Origin of the sequence: Haladaptatus sp. AB618 (assembly GCF_024136965.1) — an archaeon.
Taxonomy (GTDB): domain Archaea; phylum Halobacteriota; class Halobacteria; order Halobacteriales; family Haladaptataceae; genus Haladaptatus.
Map to the genome: position 1 here is coordinate 1,181,341 of NZ_JAMYJX010000001.1, position 15,478 is coordinate 1,196,818.

The following is a 15,478-nucleotide window of genomic DNA, read 5'->3' on the forward strand; positions in this document are numbered from 1 at the left end:
CTACACATTCCTCTCTGGACCTTGTCAGTATGCCGTCGTTACCGGAATCCGATGGGAGGCTCTGTCGGAAAGGTTTAATAGCCTGACTGGAACCGGTTATCATGTGGAGAGTTATCAATGGACGATGCAACTGAGACCTATTCACGTGGACGCCGCCTCATCGTCGAACGACCACTGCTCGTGGTCGTCGGCTTATTCGCGGTGCTCCTCGTCTTCGATTTCATCCAACGCTTGGTAACCGGCAACCTACGCGTCTCCTACGTCGGGTCACTCATCTGGACTGGCCTCATGCGGGGACTCATAATCGGCCTCGCCGGAATCGGGCTTTCGATGACGTATAGTATTCTGAACTTCGCTAATTTCTCGCACGGGGACTACATCACGAGCGGCGCGTTCTCGGGATGGGCAGTCACGTACCTCATCGCGGGACTCGGGAGCAACAACATCGCGGGATTGTTGCTCGTCGGCGCGGGCGGAACCGTGTACGCGAGCAGTCTCGGTATCACGATCGCGACGACGCCGGTGGCCGTCATCCTCGGCATGCTGTTCGCCGGAGCGTTCACCGTCGTGTTGGCGCTTCTCATCGACCGGATCGTGTATCGGCCGATGCGTGATTCGGAGGGGATCTCCTTGCTCATCACGAGCATCGGCGTCGCGTTCGTACTTCGCTACCTCGTCGTCTTCGTCTTCTCGGCCGAAAGCCGCGGAACGACGGCGATCCAGGACATCCCGTCGTGGAATCTCCTGCTGTGGGACGGGACGGTACGGGTCACGGCACACGACCTGACGATCCTCGTCTGTACGGTGGGATTGATGCTCGGCGTGCACATGCTGCTCCAGCGGACGAAGCTCGGGAAGGCGATGCGCGCGATGGCCGACAACGAGGACCTCGCTCGCGTTACCGGGATTCCGACCGAACAGGTCATCCGCTGGACGTGGATAATCGGCGGCGCCCTGACCGGCATCTCGGGCTTCCTGCTGGTGCTGTGGCGCGGAACCATCATATTCAATTTCGGATGGCTCCTCCTGTTACCCATCTTCGCCGCGGTCATCCTCGGCGGCATCGGGTCGATTTACGGCGCGATTCTCGGGGGGCTGGTTATCGGTCTGACGTGGAACCTCGCCATCATCTGGATCCCCAGTGACTTCGGCCGTGCCGCCGCGTTCGGCATGATGATCCTCATCCTGCTGTTCAAGCCACAGGGACTGTTCGCAGGGAGGACGACAGCATGAGTTCGAGCGTCCGCGATTTCGAAATCAACGACACGATGCTCATCCTGGGCGCGCTGTTGGCCATCTACGTGCTGTACCTCGTGGGAGGTACACTGCTCGGCTACTCGCTTCGTGGCCAGTTGAACTCCCTCGCACGGCTCACGTTCCTCATCGGCGTGTACGGGATGTTGGCGCTCGCGTTGAACCTCCATTGGGGGTACACCGGGCTGTTCAACATCGGTATCGCGGGATTCATGGCCGTCGGATTGTACACGATGGCGATGATCTCGAAGCCCCCTGCAAGCGCGAGTGCCGGTGCCGCGACCGTTTCCGGTCTCGGCCTCCCGCTGTGGGTCGGCATCCTCGGCGGAATGCTCGCCGCGGCGATTCTCGGCCTGTTGGTGGCGCTTCCGGCGCTTCGGTTGCGCGCCGACTATCTCGCGATCGTTACCATCGCGACGTCGGAGATCATCCGTTTCATCGTGACGTCGAACCAGTTCCAGACGTTCACCCTGTTCGGCAAGCAACTCGGAACCGGTGGCGGTCGTGGACTGTTGTTGAACTTCTCCGATCCGCTCGACCCGCTGTTCAACAGTGGGCCGTACACGGCGATCGAGCACGCACTCGATCCGTTCGTCGGCGGTTCTTCCGGTCCGGTTCTGGACTCGTTGACCTACGCGATCATCCTGTTACTGTTCGTCGTGGCCTACTACTGGCTGATGAAGCGGACCGGCGAATCGCCGTTCGGACGCGTGCTCAAGGCCATCCGTGAGGACGAGCAGGTCGCGAACTCCCTCGGGAAGGACACCGACCGGTTCAAGATCAAGTCGTTCATGCTCGGCTGTGCGCTGATGGGGCTCGCGGGTATCCTCTGGCAGATGCGCCAGGGTGCCATCACGCCCACCTCGTTCAAGCCGCAGGTGACGTTCTTCGTCTGGTTGGCCCTCATCATCGGCGGTGCCGGGTCGAACACCGGGAGCGTCCTCGGCGCGGCGATATTCGCCGGGCTATTGTATCAGGGACCGCTGTACCTGAAGAACATCATCCGGGGATCGATTCAGGTCCCCACCGCTCCGAACTCCTTCGCGGGTGCGGTCGGACCGATACTCAACGGCAACATCATGCCGTTCGTTTCCTACATAATGGGTAACATCAACGCACTCCAGTTGGTCATCATGGGCTGTGTCCTCATCTGGATCATGCACCACCGGCCGGAGGGCGTCCTCGGTCACCGCAAGGAGGAAGCGGCGAGCATTCCGCTCCTGCGTCCAGGCGGTGGCTCCGGTGGTCCGAAACCGGATGCAGCGGCGGACGGAGGTGAGGAGCAATGACCGCGAGCGAAGCAGAAGACACCGACGATGCGAACTCGCTCGACATCGGGAACGAAGTCGCCGACCTGAGCGAGACGCCGCTCCGGGTCGAGAACCTCCGGAAAACGTTCGGCGGTATCACCGCCGTCGACGGGGCGACGTTTTCGGTCGAACAGGGCTCGTTCACCGGCCTCATCGGGCCGAACGGGGCCGGGAAGTCCACGACGTTCAACCTCATCACGGGCGTCTACCAACCCGACAGCGGTTCGGTGTACTTCAACGACCGCGACATCACGGGATTGCAACCGTATCAGATCGCCGACCGTGGCATGGTCAGAACGTTCCAGATCGCCCGCGAACTCTCCGAGATGACCGTCTTGGAGAACATGATGCTCGCCCCAAAGGGACAGGAGGGCGAAGCGCTCTGGCGATCCGTGATGCCGATAATTCGAGGCGACGTGCGCAAACAGGAGGAAGACGTGCTCGAACGGGCGTGGGAGATGCTGGAGTTCTTCGAGATCGACCACCTCGCGAGCGAGTACGCGGGCAACCTCTCCGGCGGCCAGCGGAAACTGCTGGAGATGGCGCGGGCACTCATGACCGACCCGCAGATGGTACTGTTGGACGAACCGCTCGCGGGTGTCAACCCGTCGCTGGAGAAGAAACTGCTCAAACACGTTCACGAACTCCGTGAACGCGGCTACACGTTCCTGCTCGTCGAACACGACATGGACGTCATCATGAACAACTGCGAACACGTCATCGTCATGCACCAAGGAAAAGTACTCGCCGAAGGGGAACCCGCGGCGATCCGTTCGAACGATCAAGTCATCGACGCCTACCTCGGGGAGGAGATCTGATGGCGCTGCTCGATATCGACAGCTTGGACGCGGGGTACGGCGAGGACTTACAGATCCTCTCGGACGTCGATATGCGCGTCGAGGACGGCGAGTACGTCACCATCGTCGGTCCGAACGGCGCGGGGAAATCGACCGTGATGAAATCCGTCTTCGGGTTGACGACGTACATGGGTGGCAGCATCAGGTTCGCCGGAACGGAGATCCACGGCGACGCCCCCGAGGACATCATCCACCTCGGACTGGGGTACGTGCCCCAGAACGACAACGTGTTCTCGTCGCTCACCGTGGAGGAGAACCTGGAGATGGGGGCGTACATCCTGGACGAAGTCCCGGAGGACGCCATGCAGGAGGTGTTCGACCGCTTCCCAATCTTGGACGAGCGCCGGGAGCAGAAAGCGGGAACGATGTCCGGCGGCCAACAGCAGATGTTGGCGATGGGCCGGGCGCTCATGCTCGACCCCGACCTGCTGATGCTGGACGAACCAAGTGCGGGGTTGGCTCCCGACCTCGTCGCCGAGATGTTCGACAAGGTGGACGAGATCAACGACCACGGGACCGCCATCCTGATGGTCGAACAGAACGCGAAGGAGGCGCTCCGACGCTGTGACCGCGGCTACGTGCTCGTGCAGGGTCAAAACCGCTTCATGGACACCGGCGACGCGCTGCTGGCGGACGACGAGGTCCGACAGGAGTTCCTCGGCGGATAATCCCGGGATTTCGGCGGATACTCCCGTACCATACCACCCCGTTTCATCGTGCCACAATCGCCAAGGACCAGCACCGCGTGTCATCGTCATGATTCTCTCACGCCGGAGCGGTTCGGCCGTCGCACTCGTGGTCGTCCTCGTGCTCGCTTCAGTTCTCGCTTCCGGCGCACCCGTGCCGACGATACCGGCTTCCGCGTCCCAGTCCGCTGAGACCGCATCCCAGTCCGCCGACGCTGCCCCGACGTCCCTCGATTCCTGTACGCGGATCACCCACTCCGGCCACTACGTCCTCTCCAACGACATCGAAACCCGTCAGCGGGCGTGTCTTCGGATCGACGCCGACGATGTGACTCTCGACGGAGCGGGACACGTCGTGGACGGACGGGTGTTTCGGGAGGGTACGGCGGGCATCGCCGTGACGGGTCGGAACGTTACGGTTCGAAACGTCACGGCCATTAACTGGACGTTCGGCATCGAATACGAGAACGCGAGCGCCGGAACGGTAGCGAACGTGACGACGTGGCGAACCGCGGACGGAGTCTCGGTGTTACGCTCCCCGGAGACACGTCTCCGGCGGGTGACGGCGACGAACGGGTTCACGGGAATCGCGATGAGCGACTCGAACGGGAGCCGAATTTCGGACAGCGATGTCCGCGATACGAGTTCGTCGGGCGTGTTCGTCTCCGACTCCGAAAACGTGTCGCTGGCGAACGTCTCGGTCGTGCGAAGTAAGATCGGCGTGGCGCTGGCCGGGGTCCGAAACGGGAGCGTGACGGACGTGGCCGTTCGCTCGACCGAGGATGGCATCCTGCTGGTCGATTCACACGACAACACGATACGGAACGCGACGCTGACGAACCCGGACGGTAGCGCAGTCGTGACGCGTTCGAACGCGAACGACAATCCGATCGTCGGTAGCCATGGAAACTGGACGGCACGCGACGCGTCGAGGACGACGCACGCGAAAAACGGGCGAGAACGTGGCGCTTAGCTCAGCGCTTGCTGGATGACGGCCGTGTACGACGATTCGCCCTTGTTGAACGCGACCTGTTTGCTCACCGAACCACCTTGGCTCGACGTGAATTTTTTCGTGAACTGATTCGATAGCTGTTGGCCGTAATCGTTGTTCACATACAGCGTCGCGGCGGTTTTCGCGCCGAGCCGTTCCGCTGCTATTTGCGCCATTATCGCACCCTGAAGCAAGTCACTCGGTGCGGTTCGGAAGACGAAGTCGTTATCCTTCAGGTTCGTGACGGTGACCGCCGTGCTCGACGGCGAACAGCCCACGATCTGATTCGGGACGAACACCTCGGTCGCGACCGGGATGTAGTTCCCCGAGGACGCCGGGCCGGAGATGGCCGGGAAGCCCGCGTTGACGAGCGCGTTCGCGCCGCTGAGCGACGCCTGTCGGTCGGTCTGTGTGTCCTCGACCTGCGTTTGGACTTCGAGGTCGACGTTCCCGTCGTTCACCTGCTTGATCGGAATTTGCGACGCCTGCACCATCGCCCCACCGACCGAGGCGAGGTCACCGGTCTGCGGGAGCAGGATGCCGACCTTGATCGTTCGGCCCATTCCACCCGGGGCGCTGTTCGCCTCGGGTCCACCCGGTTTGCTCGTGAACTCCCGCGTGTTGACGACTTTGATGCCGTCCGGCGTCTGCGGTGCGAACTTCCAGACGTCGTAGGCGGCGGACGCCGGACCGCCGTGTACGTCGAAGTTCGTCGAACTCGATGCACCTTGATAGTTGATATCGTCCCCGTTCGCTGCGGCTTTGACGGCGTCCACGAAGTTCGCTGGACCGAACTCCTTTCCGGGCGGGTTGGCGACCCGACGCATCTGGTCGCGGATCTTGGTCCCGTCGTTCGCCCCCGCCGCCGCGTTGGCGAGGATGAGGATGGCGACGGAATCGTACGATTGGGCCGTGAAGACGCTCGGTGGTGCGTTGTACTGGTCCCGAAACAGCTTCGTGAACGCCTGCTGATTCGGTCCGGCGGCGGCGGGTGCCGTCCCGGTGACGTTTTTCATGTCGTTGCCGACTTCTTTCGGTAGACTGGCGCTCTGTAACCCGTCCGGAACGAGAACGGGCACGGATTGTCCGGTCCCGTAGAAGTCGCGGAATAGCTGAATCCCGCTTTCCGGATAGCCGATGACGGTGAGCATGTCCGGCCCACCTCCCTGTTGCAGGGTTCCCATCAACCCGACGGTACTCGTTGCACCTACCGCTCGGAGGTAGGTGCGGCGGTCGATTTTGTGACTCATACCCGGTGGGAGTCTCAACGTTCCGAGGCAAAAATGTATCTTAAACTATCATTATAGATGTCGCTCGATTCATCGGATGTCGACCGATACAGTAGGGGCGACGGTTTCCATCGAAAACGGTCGAACGAGAGGGGAGCTTAGCTCGAACCGGTCGCCTTTTTGATGACGGACGTGTAGGAGGATTCTCCCTTGTTGAACGACACCTTCTGTAGCACCTCTCCGTCGTACTTGTCGGTGAACGTTTTGGAGAACTTGTCCGACAGCTGTTGGCCGTAGCTGTTGTTCACGAACAGCGTCGCGGCGGTCTTGCCGCTGAGCTTCTTGGACGCGACTTGCGCCATCACCTTGCCTTGGAGCAGGTCGCTCGGTGCGGTCCGGAAGACGAAGTCGTTGTCGTCCAAGTTCGTCACGGTCAGCGCCGTACTGGACGGCGAACAACCGACGACGCCCTGTTTGATGTACACCTGCTGGCTCACCGGGATGTTGTTCCCCGAGGATGCCGGGCCACAGATGGCCGGGAAACCGGCGCTAACGAGCGCGTTCGCGCCGCTGAGCGACGCCTGTTTCTTGGTCTGTGAATCCTCGACCTGGGATTTTACCTTGATGCTGATGCCCGCGTCGTTCACTTGCTTTACCGGCATCTTCGCGGCTTTGATCATCAGGCTCCCGGTCGAGCCGAGGTCACCGGTTTGAGGGAGCAGGATACCGACCTTGGCGGTCCGGTTTTTCCCACCGGGCGAGCTATCGGCCATCTTGCCGCTCGGTTCGCCCTCGAAAGTGATGGTATCCTCCGTCTTGATCCCTCCGTCGGCGCTCGAATCGAACTTCCAGACGTCGTAGGCCGCGGACGCCGGGTCACCCTTCTTGTCGAAGTCCACGACGCTGGACGCGCCTTGGTAGTTGATGTCCTCGCCGCGTGCGGCGGCTTTGACGGCGTCCACGAAGTTCTCCGGTCCGTACTTCTGTCCGCCTGGATTGGCGACCCGACGCATCTGGTCGCGGATCTTGCCCCCGTCGTTCGCCCCCGCCGCCACGTTGGCGAGGATGAGGACGGCGACCGCGTCGTAGGAGTGGGAGTTGAACACGCCCGGTTCGCGGTTGTACTCGTCCTTGTACATCTGATTGAACGCCTTCTGATTCGGTCCGGACGCCGCAGGAGCCGTTCCAGTGAGGTTTGCCATATCGTTGCCGACGTTTTTGGGGAGCGTCGAATCCCGCAACCCGTCGGGGACGATTATCTTTTGGTTTCCGTCGGTACTCTGGTAGTAGTCGCGGAACAGTTGAATCCCGCTTTCCGGGTAGCCGATGACGTTGAGAACGTCGGGGCCACCGCTGTTGTCGCCGCCTCCGCCGCCGTTTCCGTCACTACTGCTCTTGCTGGTACTGCTGTCGTCGCCGGCACCGCCACCGCCGATACAGCCTGCGAGACCGGCAATTCCGGTTGCACCCAGTCCCTTCAGCACGTCACGTCGATCGATATCATATCGCATGGACAGCCATGGGTCTCGACTCAGGCGATATAAATCTACCTTTCCAGATTATTAACTCTCTGAAACATTGATGTTTAATATCAATGATTAATAATTTTACTAGGTCCCAGAGTGATTCGAGTTTCGGAAAACTGGAAATCCCGCTAAAATTCGCGACAGTCGGCACAGACCAACTGGCCGTTGACGTTCGTCAGATCGTGCGTCAGTGCGCCACAGACCTCACAGATGCTTTGGCCTTCGTATTCGGTCCCGCCGTTCGTTCCCATCCGGTTTCCGAGGTCCCCTTGGTCGATCTCCCGCTCCTGCGTTCGCGAGATGCTCGACGGGGATGTCGAAGCCGAAATCACGTCCCGTTCGGTGAGCACCCCGAGCAGTTCGTCGTCAGCGGTGACGATGATCCGGCGAATCCCTTGTTGTGCCATCATCCCCGCGGCGTCGGCTACACTCCGGTCGGGTTGCACAGAGAGCACGGGTTTCGACATCGCTTCCGAAACCGTCGTTTCCATCGGGTCGTCTTCGTTCGCGACGAGGGCGATCACGTCCGACTCGGTCATGATACCGACCGGCTCGTGACCCCTGAGAACGACGACGCTCCCGACTCCTTCGTCGTGCATGAGACGGACCGCTCCAAGAACCGAATCGGATTCACTGACGCCGACGTATTCCCGCGTCATCACGTCCCGCACGATAACTTCCGCGTCCATGTGTGAACAGTTGACATGGTCGTTCTAAAAAGTATCCCCGGCACCTTTATTCCCACATCCAGCGAAAGGTACTAGCCGATTTTTCGCCGTCGAACGATGCGATTCGAATCCGATTCGAATCGATTTATCAGACTCCGACTACTCGAATTCGATCCTGCTTCCGGTCGCTCGACACGTCTCCAAGGCGTGCTTCGCGTCCATTCCGGCGGTTTGCGGGACTCTCCCCGTGCCGACGCCGACTTTCAGTTCGACTTCGACCGTCTCCTCGACGTGCTCGATGACGTCCTCGTAGTCCGATTCGTCCATGTTCGGGCAGACCGCGATGACGTTGTCGCCGCCGACGAAGAACGACAGGGAGTCGTGTGCCTCGCGCATGTATCGCATCAGTTCCGCGTACCCCTGTTCGATGTGGATGAAGGAGTCGAAGGCGTTCACCTCGTCGGTGTAGTTGCCCGTCATGTCGTTGACGTCGAAGTGGGCGATCTGCACGTCGTCGTCGGTTCTGAACTCCTCGTCGATCGTCCGTCCGTCGAGGATTTCGCGGCGCGAATGATCCTGCGCGCTCCCGGCGTCCTGGAGCAGTTCCGTCGCATCTTCGAGCGCCTGAATTGGACTCGTTCCGGTGGCGACGCTCAAACTGACGGTTACGGGGTATCGATTTCCGACCGATTCCTGCACGAGCGCGTGATCGGACAACGAGAGACCGTTCGTCACGGCCACCATGTTGTCGAAGCGGGTGAAGAAGACGTACCCTTCCCGGTTACCGATGAGTTGGGAGAGGTCGGCGTACAATCGCGATTGAAGCGTTTGGAGGTCGACTTCCCGACGCGGTTCCGGCGTCACGGTCCACGGCCCGTAGTTGTCGATTTGTATCAACGTGAGTTGGGCGTTCGTCACTGTTGGTCGGGAGTTGGGCACACGGTATTATAAGCGAACCTAATCGTGATTTGCGTCTCAAAAATGGAATTGGCGGAGAACCGATCAGATTCCACACTAATCCCGAAGTCGGGGGATTCAAATCGTCGTTTCCCCTGCATCCCACAATGAGTATTCCGTCGTTCGTCATCGGTATCGCCGGGGGTACCGGCGCGGGGAAGACGACAGTCGCCCGTAAAGTCACGGAATCCCGGAGCGATTCGGTTACCCGGATTCCGTTGGACAACTACTACAAGGACCTTTCGCACCTCGATTTCGAGGAACGCGCCGAGGTGAACTACGATCATCCGTCGGCGTTCGAGTGGGAACTGCTGCGTGAACACCTCGATTCGCTCCTTTCCGGACAGGCCATCGAGATGCCCCAATACGATTTCAGCGTTCACAACCGGAAGGACGAACGCGTCACCGTCGAACCGACGGACGTGGTCGTGCTCGAAGGAATACTCGCGCTGTACGACACCGACGTCAACGAGATGCTCGATTTGCAGGTGTACGTCGAAACCGACGCCGACGTGCGAATCCTCCGCCGAATCGAGCGGGACGTGGTGGACCGGGGCCGTGACCTCGAAGGCGTCATGGACCAGTATCTCTCCACGGTGAAACCGATGCACGAGCAGTTCGTCGAACCGACGAAAAAACACGCCGACCTCATCATTCCCGAGGGAGCAAACCGGGTCGCGGTCAACCTCCTCGAAGAGAAGGTCCGCGCGGAGACGCGTTCGGAACGCGCGTGGGAAGTCGAGGAGGAACTCTATCTGCCGGACGGTGACGTGGAACGAACCGACCAAACCGATCGACCCGAGCGAGACAGTCGTACCGAACGAAGCGGCCGAAGTGACACGAACGAGCCACCTGCCGCGACACCCAACGGTGGCGGCGAACGATGGCGCTCGTCGAAAGAATCGAAGTGAGTTACGCGTTACGCTCGTTTCTTTTCCGGGTTCTCGCCGACCGGGTGGTAGTCCCAGAACCCGCCGGATCGCATTCCTTTGCCGACTGCTTTGTGGAAATCCGTGATCGTCTCGTACTCGTCCTCCTCGACGTGGTCGAAGATGTCGGCGACGCTGACGACCTTCTTGTAGTTGATTCGGATCGGTTCGTCGGCGTGTGCCTCGACGAACTCCTCGCGTTCGAGCGGGAAATCCTCGTCTTCGTCTACCTTCTTCGCGAGGATAGCCATACCGTACTTCCGTCCTCCCTCGCTCCCTTCTTCACCGTCAGGGTCGTGGGGCCAGTCCATGCTCGCACGTTTCGTTGAGGGGGCAAAAAGGATTGCTTTCTGTCCTACTCGCTCGGCGCGGTAAGCCCCGTCTCGACCAAACTGCGGTGTCCGCGGCGCAGTCGTTCGGACACGGCTTGGTGTGAAACACCCAACTCCTCGGCGAGGTCCTTCGTCGTCGCCTTTCGCGGTATCTCGTAGTACCCCTTGTCCATGGCGCTTCGCAACGTTTCGTACTGCTGTTCGGTAAGCTTGTGCGACTCGTCCAGCAGCGTCGTTCGCTTGTGAACGTTCTGTACTTCGATCGGTATGCCGGTGTCTTGGCAGGATTCGTACACTGTCGAAAGCATGTCGCGGTCCACAAACTGAATACGAAAACTCCACCGATTGTTCGCGGCACGTGCGGTAAGGACGGTCGTATCGCCCATCGAAATCACGGAAAGCGTTTCGGCAACGTCGGCACCCCATCGCATGGAAAACAACCCCTGGTCGTCCAACTTCGTCAACAGTTTGGCATCCGTGACAGTTCCGTCGTCGTCGAACGCCTTCTCCACGGTCGAAATATCGGTCGCGGTCGCGCGCAACTGTGGCATCACGTATTCCGCTTGGTGTGCGACGACTCCCACGACTTCGAACCTCGAACCGGGCACCTGCGAAAACGTTTCGCGGAGTGCAAACTCGCTCGTCGGGAGCGCAATCTCTGCAATCGTACTCACCCGAGTGAGAAGCAACAGCATCCAGTTCGATGTTCTGCTTGCTAATTCATGCTGCTTTAAGAATAGCCGGACACGTCACATAACTAATTTCGGGTGGATTTCACTTTAGCTGGTGTATAATTAACTGGATAGGGTCCTGACCTTCGGATAATGTTGCGGTACATACGGGGGAGATGAGAAATATGTCAGGCTCTTCATCCGGCGGTTTAATCCAGGGAATACTCATCGGCGGCGGCGTCGTTTTCTTCGTTGCTGGCCTCATCATCGTCGCGGGGATTCCCGGCGGAATCCTCGGACCAGCAGGCAGTACGAACGGTGGCGCGAACGCTTCACCGGGAACCTCGCCAGCCACGACCAGCGTGGAGGCGACGTCCACCGCGGCGACGACGACCCAAACGACGAAATCGGCCACCACTACGCCGAAAACCACGGCGACACCGACGAGTACGACGAGTACAACGACATCGACTACTTCGACCACCCAGACGACACAACTGCAGAAGACGGTCCGCTATCGTGTCAACGTCGGTGGTCCACAGCTCAAATCCTCCGACGGCGGCCGGTACTGGCTCGCGGACACCGAGGATAGCCCGTCACGGTTCAACAACGCGCGTATCAGCGGTAGCCACACGAACAGCACGAACGATTACATCTCGATGACGTCCGCCGTCCCGTCCGGAACGCCCGAAGCCATGTTCCAGAGTCGGCGGTACGACGCCGACGTCGCCGGAAAGCCGAGCGACGACACCGAGATGCAGTATCGGTTCCCGGTACGGAACGGCCGGTACGAGGTCCGGTTGTACTTCGTCGAGAGCTACTTCGACAAACAGAGCTACAAGAAGAAAGGCCCGCGTAAGTTCGACGTCGAAATCGAAGGCAAGCGCGTCCTCAAAAACTACGACATGTTCAAGGAACTCGGTCACAACCGCGGCACGATGAAGTCGTACACGGTGACCGTCCGCGACGGCGTGGCCAACGTGAAGTTCATCCACGAGAAGGAGGACCCGATGCTCTCGGGCATCGAAATCGTCCGCGTTCAGGGCGGCAAGCAGAAAGGTGGCAAACAAAACGACCGTCAGTCGAACGACGTGAATTCGGGCCAGACACTCGCCGCCGCTTCCAAGTCGAACTGACCTGCCGGTTACCCCCTGATTTTCCCGAACGCCGACCGTTTCAGAACTGTTGTAAACTGCCCTCCGACCCGTTCATCGACCTGTGTTCCGCACGTCGTGCGAAAATCTCCGGTCCATTCCGAACCTGACTCCCGTTCCGTGTCTCCACTCATCGTGTGAAATACCGTGTGTTCCATAATTGAACAGTTGTTGAACCATCTGTTCGATCCTGATGGGATGTTTCGTGTCGCCGTCGGTCCGTAACGGCCTCCCGAATTTCGGATTTGGATGCCGCTCTCCCGCTCCTGCCGAGACGAGCGCCGCGATGCGGCGCTCGTCGGGTAATCGCGTGAAAAGCGGTGGGAATGGGATTTGAACAACGTCCGAGAACCTGCGCACAGCGCAGAACCTCGGTCTAGTTCAAATCCCATTCGTCGTTTTCGATGCTCGTGCTGTGCCGAGCGCCGCTACGCGTCACTCGGTGATTACTCACATCGGAAAACGGTGGGAATGGGATTTGAACCCATGAGGCATGACGCCACCTGCTTTCAAGGCAGGCGCAATAGGCCGCTCTGCCATCCCACCACGAGAGTGTCAGTTTACCCCGACGCCCTGATGCGATTTTACGGCTTCAAGACGTGAAACGAAAGATGACGATTCGCAGTACCGAAGCCCGATTGAACGAACTCGGAAACCACGAAACCGCCGTCCGTGGGGTGTATCTCCATGTGTGAGGTGGAGAAAGTTGAAGGTATCGTTCTCATTCCCGAACCAACCTGACGACAGCACGATGATCGGCAGCTAATCGAAGACAAAAACGACCGGAAACAACCCGTCAGATGGATTATTCGGGTGGGATGATCGACTTCCATCCGCTCCCCATCCCCGTACAGGCCCCCGGTTGGTTATTGGGTTTCCCGGTGGAATTATTGTCCGCGAACGAGAATTTCGAGTATGTCCTCCAAGAAAGCAGTCGGCGTCGCACCACTCGTTACTGGACTTCTACTTGCAAGCCAGTCATTCGATCAATCAGTCCTGAGTCATCCGTCTCTGTCGTCAGTAACCGGGATGATAGGGAGCCTCGCTGCTATCTTCGTCGGTATCGGTATTCTGTCCGGTAGGTGGGGCTTCGATGTCGAAACGGATTCGTCCAGTCAAACGGTTTCTACCGTTCTCGTTGTGATTGCTTTGGTGGCCTTTATTCTCGGTTTCGCACTGACTGTGGTCTGATTTTCTTCCCGAGAGATCGTATCAGCTACCCATTTACGGAATCTCCCGTAGAATCCAACTGACCTGTTTTCGATCCGGGCACGATAGGCCGCTCTACTATCCCACCACGGTTCGCTCTACTCGGCACCCCTTCTACGTACAGCCTGTCTCGGCTCACGGACGTGTCCGACACGACGAATTGCGAGACTGAAATATTATCCCAAGACATCATACCATAAGCGTTTAATTCCCCAGGTGCATTTCCCGGAGTACGATGCCATCATTGGATTTCGAGCCGATGACGTACGAGGAGTTGCCGGAGGAGCGGCGACCCACGTTCAAACAGGCGCTTTTACCCGTCCTTGCGACCATCGTCTTTCTCGCGGTCGGGTCGGCGTGGCTTGGGATGGACCCGCACATGCCGTTGCTCTGGGCCATCACGTTCACCGGCCTCGTCGGGTACTACGTCTTCGGCTACTCCTGGGAGGAACTGTACGATGGACTCGCCAACAGCCTGATGATGGGCTTGCAGGCGATTCTCATCCTGTTCTCGATTTACGCACTGATCGCCACGTGGATCAGTTCCGGCACGATTCCGGGGCTGATGTACTACGGACTGCAACTGCTCTCCCCGTCCGTCTTCCTGCCCATAACGGCGATACTGTCGGGACTCGTCGCCTTCTCCATCGGGTCGTCGTGGACGACGGTGGGGACCCTCGGCGTGGCGTTCATCGGTATCGGGTCGGGACTCGGGATTCCCGCGCCGATGACCGCCGGAGCGATTCTCTCCGGCGCGTACGCGGGTGACAAGCAGTCGCCGCTCTCGGACACGACGAACCTGGCGGCGGCGGTGACGAACACCAAACTGTACGACCACATCAACCGGATGCGAACCGGGACGCTGCTGGCGTTCGGCCTGTCGGTCGTCCTCTTCGCGTTCTTCGGTCTCCAAGCGAGCGGTGGCACCGAAGGCGGCAAGGCCGCCGCCATCCAGCACGCGCTCTTGGGAACGTACTCCATCTCGCCGCTGGTGTTCATCCCGTTGGTCGTCACCTTCGGACTCGCGCTCTACGGCTATCCCGCCCTCCCGTCCCTCATCGCGGGCATCTTCTCCGGCGCTGGGACGGCCATCCTCGTGCAGGGGATGTCGTTCACCGCCGCGTGGAACGTCGCTCTGAGCGGAACCGCCCCCAAAACGGGGATGAAACTGGTGAACGGTCTGCTCGCCAACAGCGGCATCAGCGGCTCCGCGTGGACCATCGCGGTCGTCGTGCTCGCGCTCGCGCTCGGCGGACTGCTGGAGAAGACCGGCGTCCTCGCCACCCTCGCGTACTACCTCTCCCGGGGGCTCAACAGCACCGGCCTGCTGGTCGCCGGAACCGGAATCTCGGCCACGCTGACGAACCTGCTCACGGCCCAGCAGTACATGAGCATCGTCGTCCCCGGCATGACGCTCCGGAACGTCTACGACGAACACGGGCTAGACAGCAGCGAACTCTCGCGGGCCGTCGAGGCCGCTGGGACGCCAACGGGTGCGCTCATCCCGTGGCACGCCGGAGCCATCTACATGGCAGCAGCGCTCGGCGTGCCCACGCTCGACTACATGTGGTTCTACTTCTTCGGCATCCTCTCGCCGATCATCCTGTTCGTGATGGCGGCCACTGGCTGGCGGATCGGATCGGAAGATTCGAGCGAAAAATCGAGTGCCGTCGCGTCGGCCGACTAACGAACCTTCTCCTGCTCC

At 60.0% G+C, this 15,478-nt stretch carries 14 protein-coding genes and 1 tRNA gene; 8 read left to right on the plus strand and 7 right to left on the minus strand.

Translation table 11 applies throughout. The features are described 5' to 3' along the window. Window positions 1-117: 117 nt before the first annotated feature. The 5 genes from NKF26_RS06300 to NKF26_RS06320 all read left to right on the plus strand — a co-directional run bounded on the left by NKF26_RS06300 (window position 118) and on the right by NKF26_RS06320 (window position 5,080). A complete protein-coding gene (locus NKF26_RS06300; RefSeq protein ID WP_253225994.1) occupies window positions 118-1,233 on the plus strand; it encodes a branched-chain amino acid ABC transporter permease in 1,116 nt (371 codons plus the stop codon). Further along, complete coding sequence (locus NKF26_RS06305; RefSeq protein ID WP_253225995.1) at window positions 1,230-2,543, plus strand: branched-chain amino acid ABC transporter permease; 1,314 nt, start codon at window positions 1,230-1,232, stop codon at window positions 2,541-2,543. The genes NKF26_RS06300 and NKF26_RS06305 overlap by 4 nt, the downstream gene beginning before the upstream one ends. Continuing rightward, window positions 2,540-3,382, plus strand: coding sequence for an ABC transporter ATP-binding protein (locus tag NKF26_RS06310; protein WP_253225996.1), 843 nt, complete (start codon window positions 2,540-2,542; stop codon window positions 3,380-3,382). The genes NKF26_RS06305 and NKF26_RS06310 overlap by 4 nt, the downstream gene beginning before the upstream one ends. Beyond that, window positions 3,382-4,089, plus strand: a complete 708-nt coding sequence (locus NKF26_RS06315) for an ABC transporter ATP-binding protein (protein ID WP_253225997.1) — start codon at window positions 3,382-3,384, stop codon at window positions 4,087-4,089. Before NKF26_RS06310 ends, NKF26_RS06315 begins: the two co-directional genes overlap by 1 nt. An 88-nt stretch (window positions 4,090-4,177) precedes the next feature. Next, on the plus strand, window positions 4,178-5,080 hold the full coding sequence (locus NKF26_RS06320) for a right-handed parallel beta-helix repeat-containing protein (protein ID WP_253225998.1): 903 nt from the start codon (window positions 4,178-4,180) through the stop codon (window positions 5,078-5,080). On the opposite strand, the gene NKF26_RS06325 is transcribed toward NKF26_RS06320, so the two are convergent. The 4 genes from NKF26_RS06325 to NKF26_RS06340 all read right to left on the minus strand — a co-directional run bounded on the left by NKF26_RS06325 (window position 5,077) and on the right by NKF26_RS06340 (window position 9,439). Then, complete coding sequence (locus tag NKF26_RS06325) at window positions 5,077-6,282, minus strand: ABC transporter substrate-binding protein (protein ID WP_369682127.1); 1,206 nt, start codon at window positions 6,280-6,282, stop codon at window positions 5,077-5,079. The genes NKF26_RS06320 and NKF26_RS06325 overlap by 4 nt on opposite strands. 203 nt (window positions 6,283-6,485) lie before the next feature. Further along, window positions 6,486-7,838 (minus strand): ABC transporter substrate-binding protein, encoded by a 1,353-nt coding sequence (locus NKF26_RS06330; RefSeq protein ID WP_253226000.1) that lies wholly within the window; start codon window positions 7,836-7,838, stop codon window positions 6,486-6,488. Between the two features lie 143 nt (window positions 7,839-7,981). Further along, window positions 7,982-8,542 carry a cyclic nucleotide-binding/CBS domain-containing protein gene (locus NKF26_RS06335; RefSeq protein ID WP_253234098.1) on the minus strand — a complete coding sequence of 187 codons (561 nt, stop codon included), beginning with the start codon at window positions 8,540-8,542 and terminating at the stop codon, window positions 7,982-7,984. 138 nt (window positions 8,543-8,680) lie between these two features. Continuing rightward, window positions 8,681-9,439 carry a GTP cyclohydrolase IIa gene (locus NKF26_RS06340; protein WP_253226002.1) on the minus strand — a complete coding sequence of 253 codons (759 nt, stop codon included), beginning with the start codon at window positions 9,437-9,439 and terminating at the stop codon, window positions 8,681-8,683. Window positions 9,440-9,585: 146 nt separating this feature from the next. Here NKF26_RS06340 and udk point away from each other — a divergent pair, with 146 nt between their 5' ends. Next, window positions 9,586-10,389 carry a uridine kinase gene (gene udk, locus NKF26_RS06345; RefSeq protein WP_253234099.1) on the plus strand — a complete coding sequence of 268 codons (804 nt, stop codon included), beginning with the start codon at window positions 9,586-9,588 and terminating at the stop codon, window positions 10,387-10,389. Window positions 10,390-10,397: 8 nt separating this feature from the next. Here the strand turns inward: udk and NKF26_RS06350 are convergent, their stop codons facing one another. Both NKF26_RS06350 and NKF26_RS06355 read right to left on the minus strand, forming a co-directional pair. Next, entirely contained in the window at window positions 10,398-10,718 is a 321-nt protein-coding gene (locus NKF26_RS06350) for a DUF5785 family protein (RefSeq protein WP_253226004.1), read from the minus strand. Between the two features lie 44 nt (window positions 10,719-10,762). After that, window positions 10,763-11,413, minus strand: coding sequence for a helix-turn-helix domain-containing protein (locus NKF26_RS06355; RefSeq protein ID WP_253234100.1), 651 nt, complete (start codon window positions 11,411-11,413; stop codon window positions 10,763-10,765). 182 nt (window positions 11,414-11,595) lie between these two features. On the opposite strand from NKF26_RS06355, the gene NKF26_RS06360 reads away from it, so the two are divergent. Beyond that, window positions 11,596-12,546, plus strand: a complete 951-nt coding sequence (locus tag NKF26_RS06360) for a malectin domain-containing carbohydrate-binding protein (RefSeq protein ID WP_253226006.1) — start codon at window positions 11,596-11,598, stop codon at window positions 12,544-12,546. Between the two features lie 481 nt (window positions 12,547-13,027). Here NKF26_RS06360 and NKF26_RS06365 read toward each other — a convergent pair. After that, window positions 13,028-13,110, minus strand: a tRNA-Ser gene (locus NKF26_RS06365). Window positions 13,111-14,008: 898 nt separating this feature from the next. Between NKF26_RS06365 and NKF26_RS06370 the strand changes: the two genes are divergently transcribed. Further along, a complete protein-coding gene (locus NKF26_RS06370; RefSeq protein ID WP_253226007.1) occupies window positions 14,009-15,460 on the plus strand; it encodes a Na+/H+ antiporter NhaC family protein in 1,452 nt (483 codons plus the stop codon). The last annotated feature ends 18 nt before the right edge of the window (window positions 15,461-15,478 follow it).

Excerpts from the sequence above, each read along its gene's own strand:
- NKF26_RS06300 (WP_253225994.1), top strand. The coding sequence starts at position 118 with ATGGACGATGCAACTGAGACCTATTCACGTGGACGCCGCCTCATCGTC.
- NKF26_RS06305 (WP_253225995.1), top strand. The coding sequence starts at position 1,230 with ATGAGTTCGAGCGTCCGCGATTTCGAAATCAACGACACGATGCTCATC.
- NKF26_RS06310 (WP_253225996.1), top strand. The coding sequence starts at position 2,540 with ATGACCGCGAGCGAAGCAGAAGACACCGACGATGCGAACTCGCTCGAC.
- NKF26_RS06315 (WP_253225997.1), top strand. The coding sequence starts at position 3,382 with ATGGCGCTGCTCGATATCGACAGCTTGGACGCGGGGTACGGCGAGGAC.
- NKF26_RS06320 (WP_253225998.1), top strand. The coding sequence starts at position 4,178 with ATGATTCTCTCACGCCGGAGCGGTTCGGCCGTCGCACTCGTGGTCGTC.
- NKF26_RS06325 (WP_369682127.1), bottom strand. The coding sequence starts at position 6,282 with ATGGGAACCCTGCAACAGGGAGGTGGGCCGGACATGCTCACCGTCATC.
- NKF26_RS06330 (WP_253226000.1), bottom strand. The coding sequence starts at position 7,838 with ATGCGATATGATATCGATCGACGTGACGTGCTGAAGGGACTGGGTGCA.
- NKF26_RS06335 (WP_253234098.1), bottom strand. The coding sequence starts at position 8,542 with ATGGACGCGGAAGTTATCGTGCGGGACGTGATGACGCGGGAATACGTC.
- udk (WP_253234099.1), top strand. The coding sequence starts at position 9,586 with ATGAGTATTCCGTCGTTCGTCATCGGTATCGCCGGGGGTACCGGCGCG.
- NKF26_RS06350 (WP_253226004.1), bottom strand. The coding sequence starts at position 10,718 with ATGGACTGGCCCCACGACCCTGACGGTGAAGAAGGGAGCGAGGGAGGA.
- NKF26_RS06360 (WP_253226006.1), top strand. The coding sequence starts at position 11,596 with ATGTCAGGCTCTTCATCCGGCGGTTTAATCCAGGGAATACTCATCGGC.
- NKF26_RS06370 (WP_253226007.1), top strand. The coding sequence starts at position 14,009 with ATGCCATCATTGGATTTCGAGCCGATGACGTACGAGGAGTTGCCGGAG.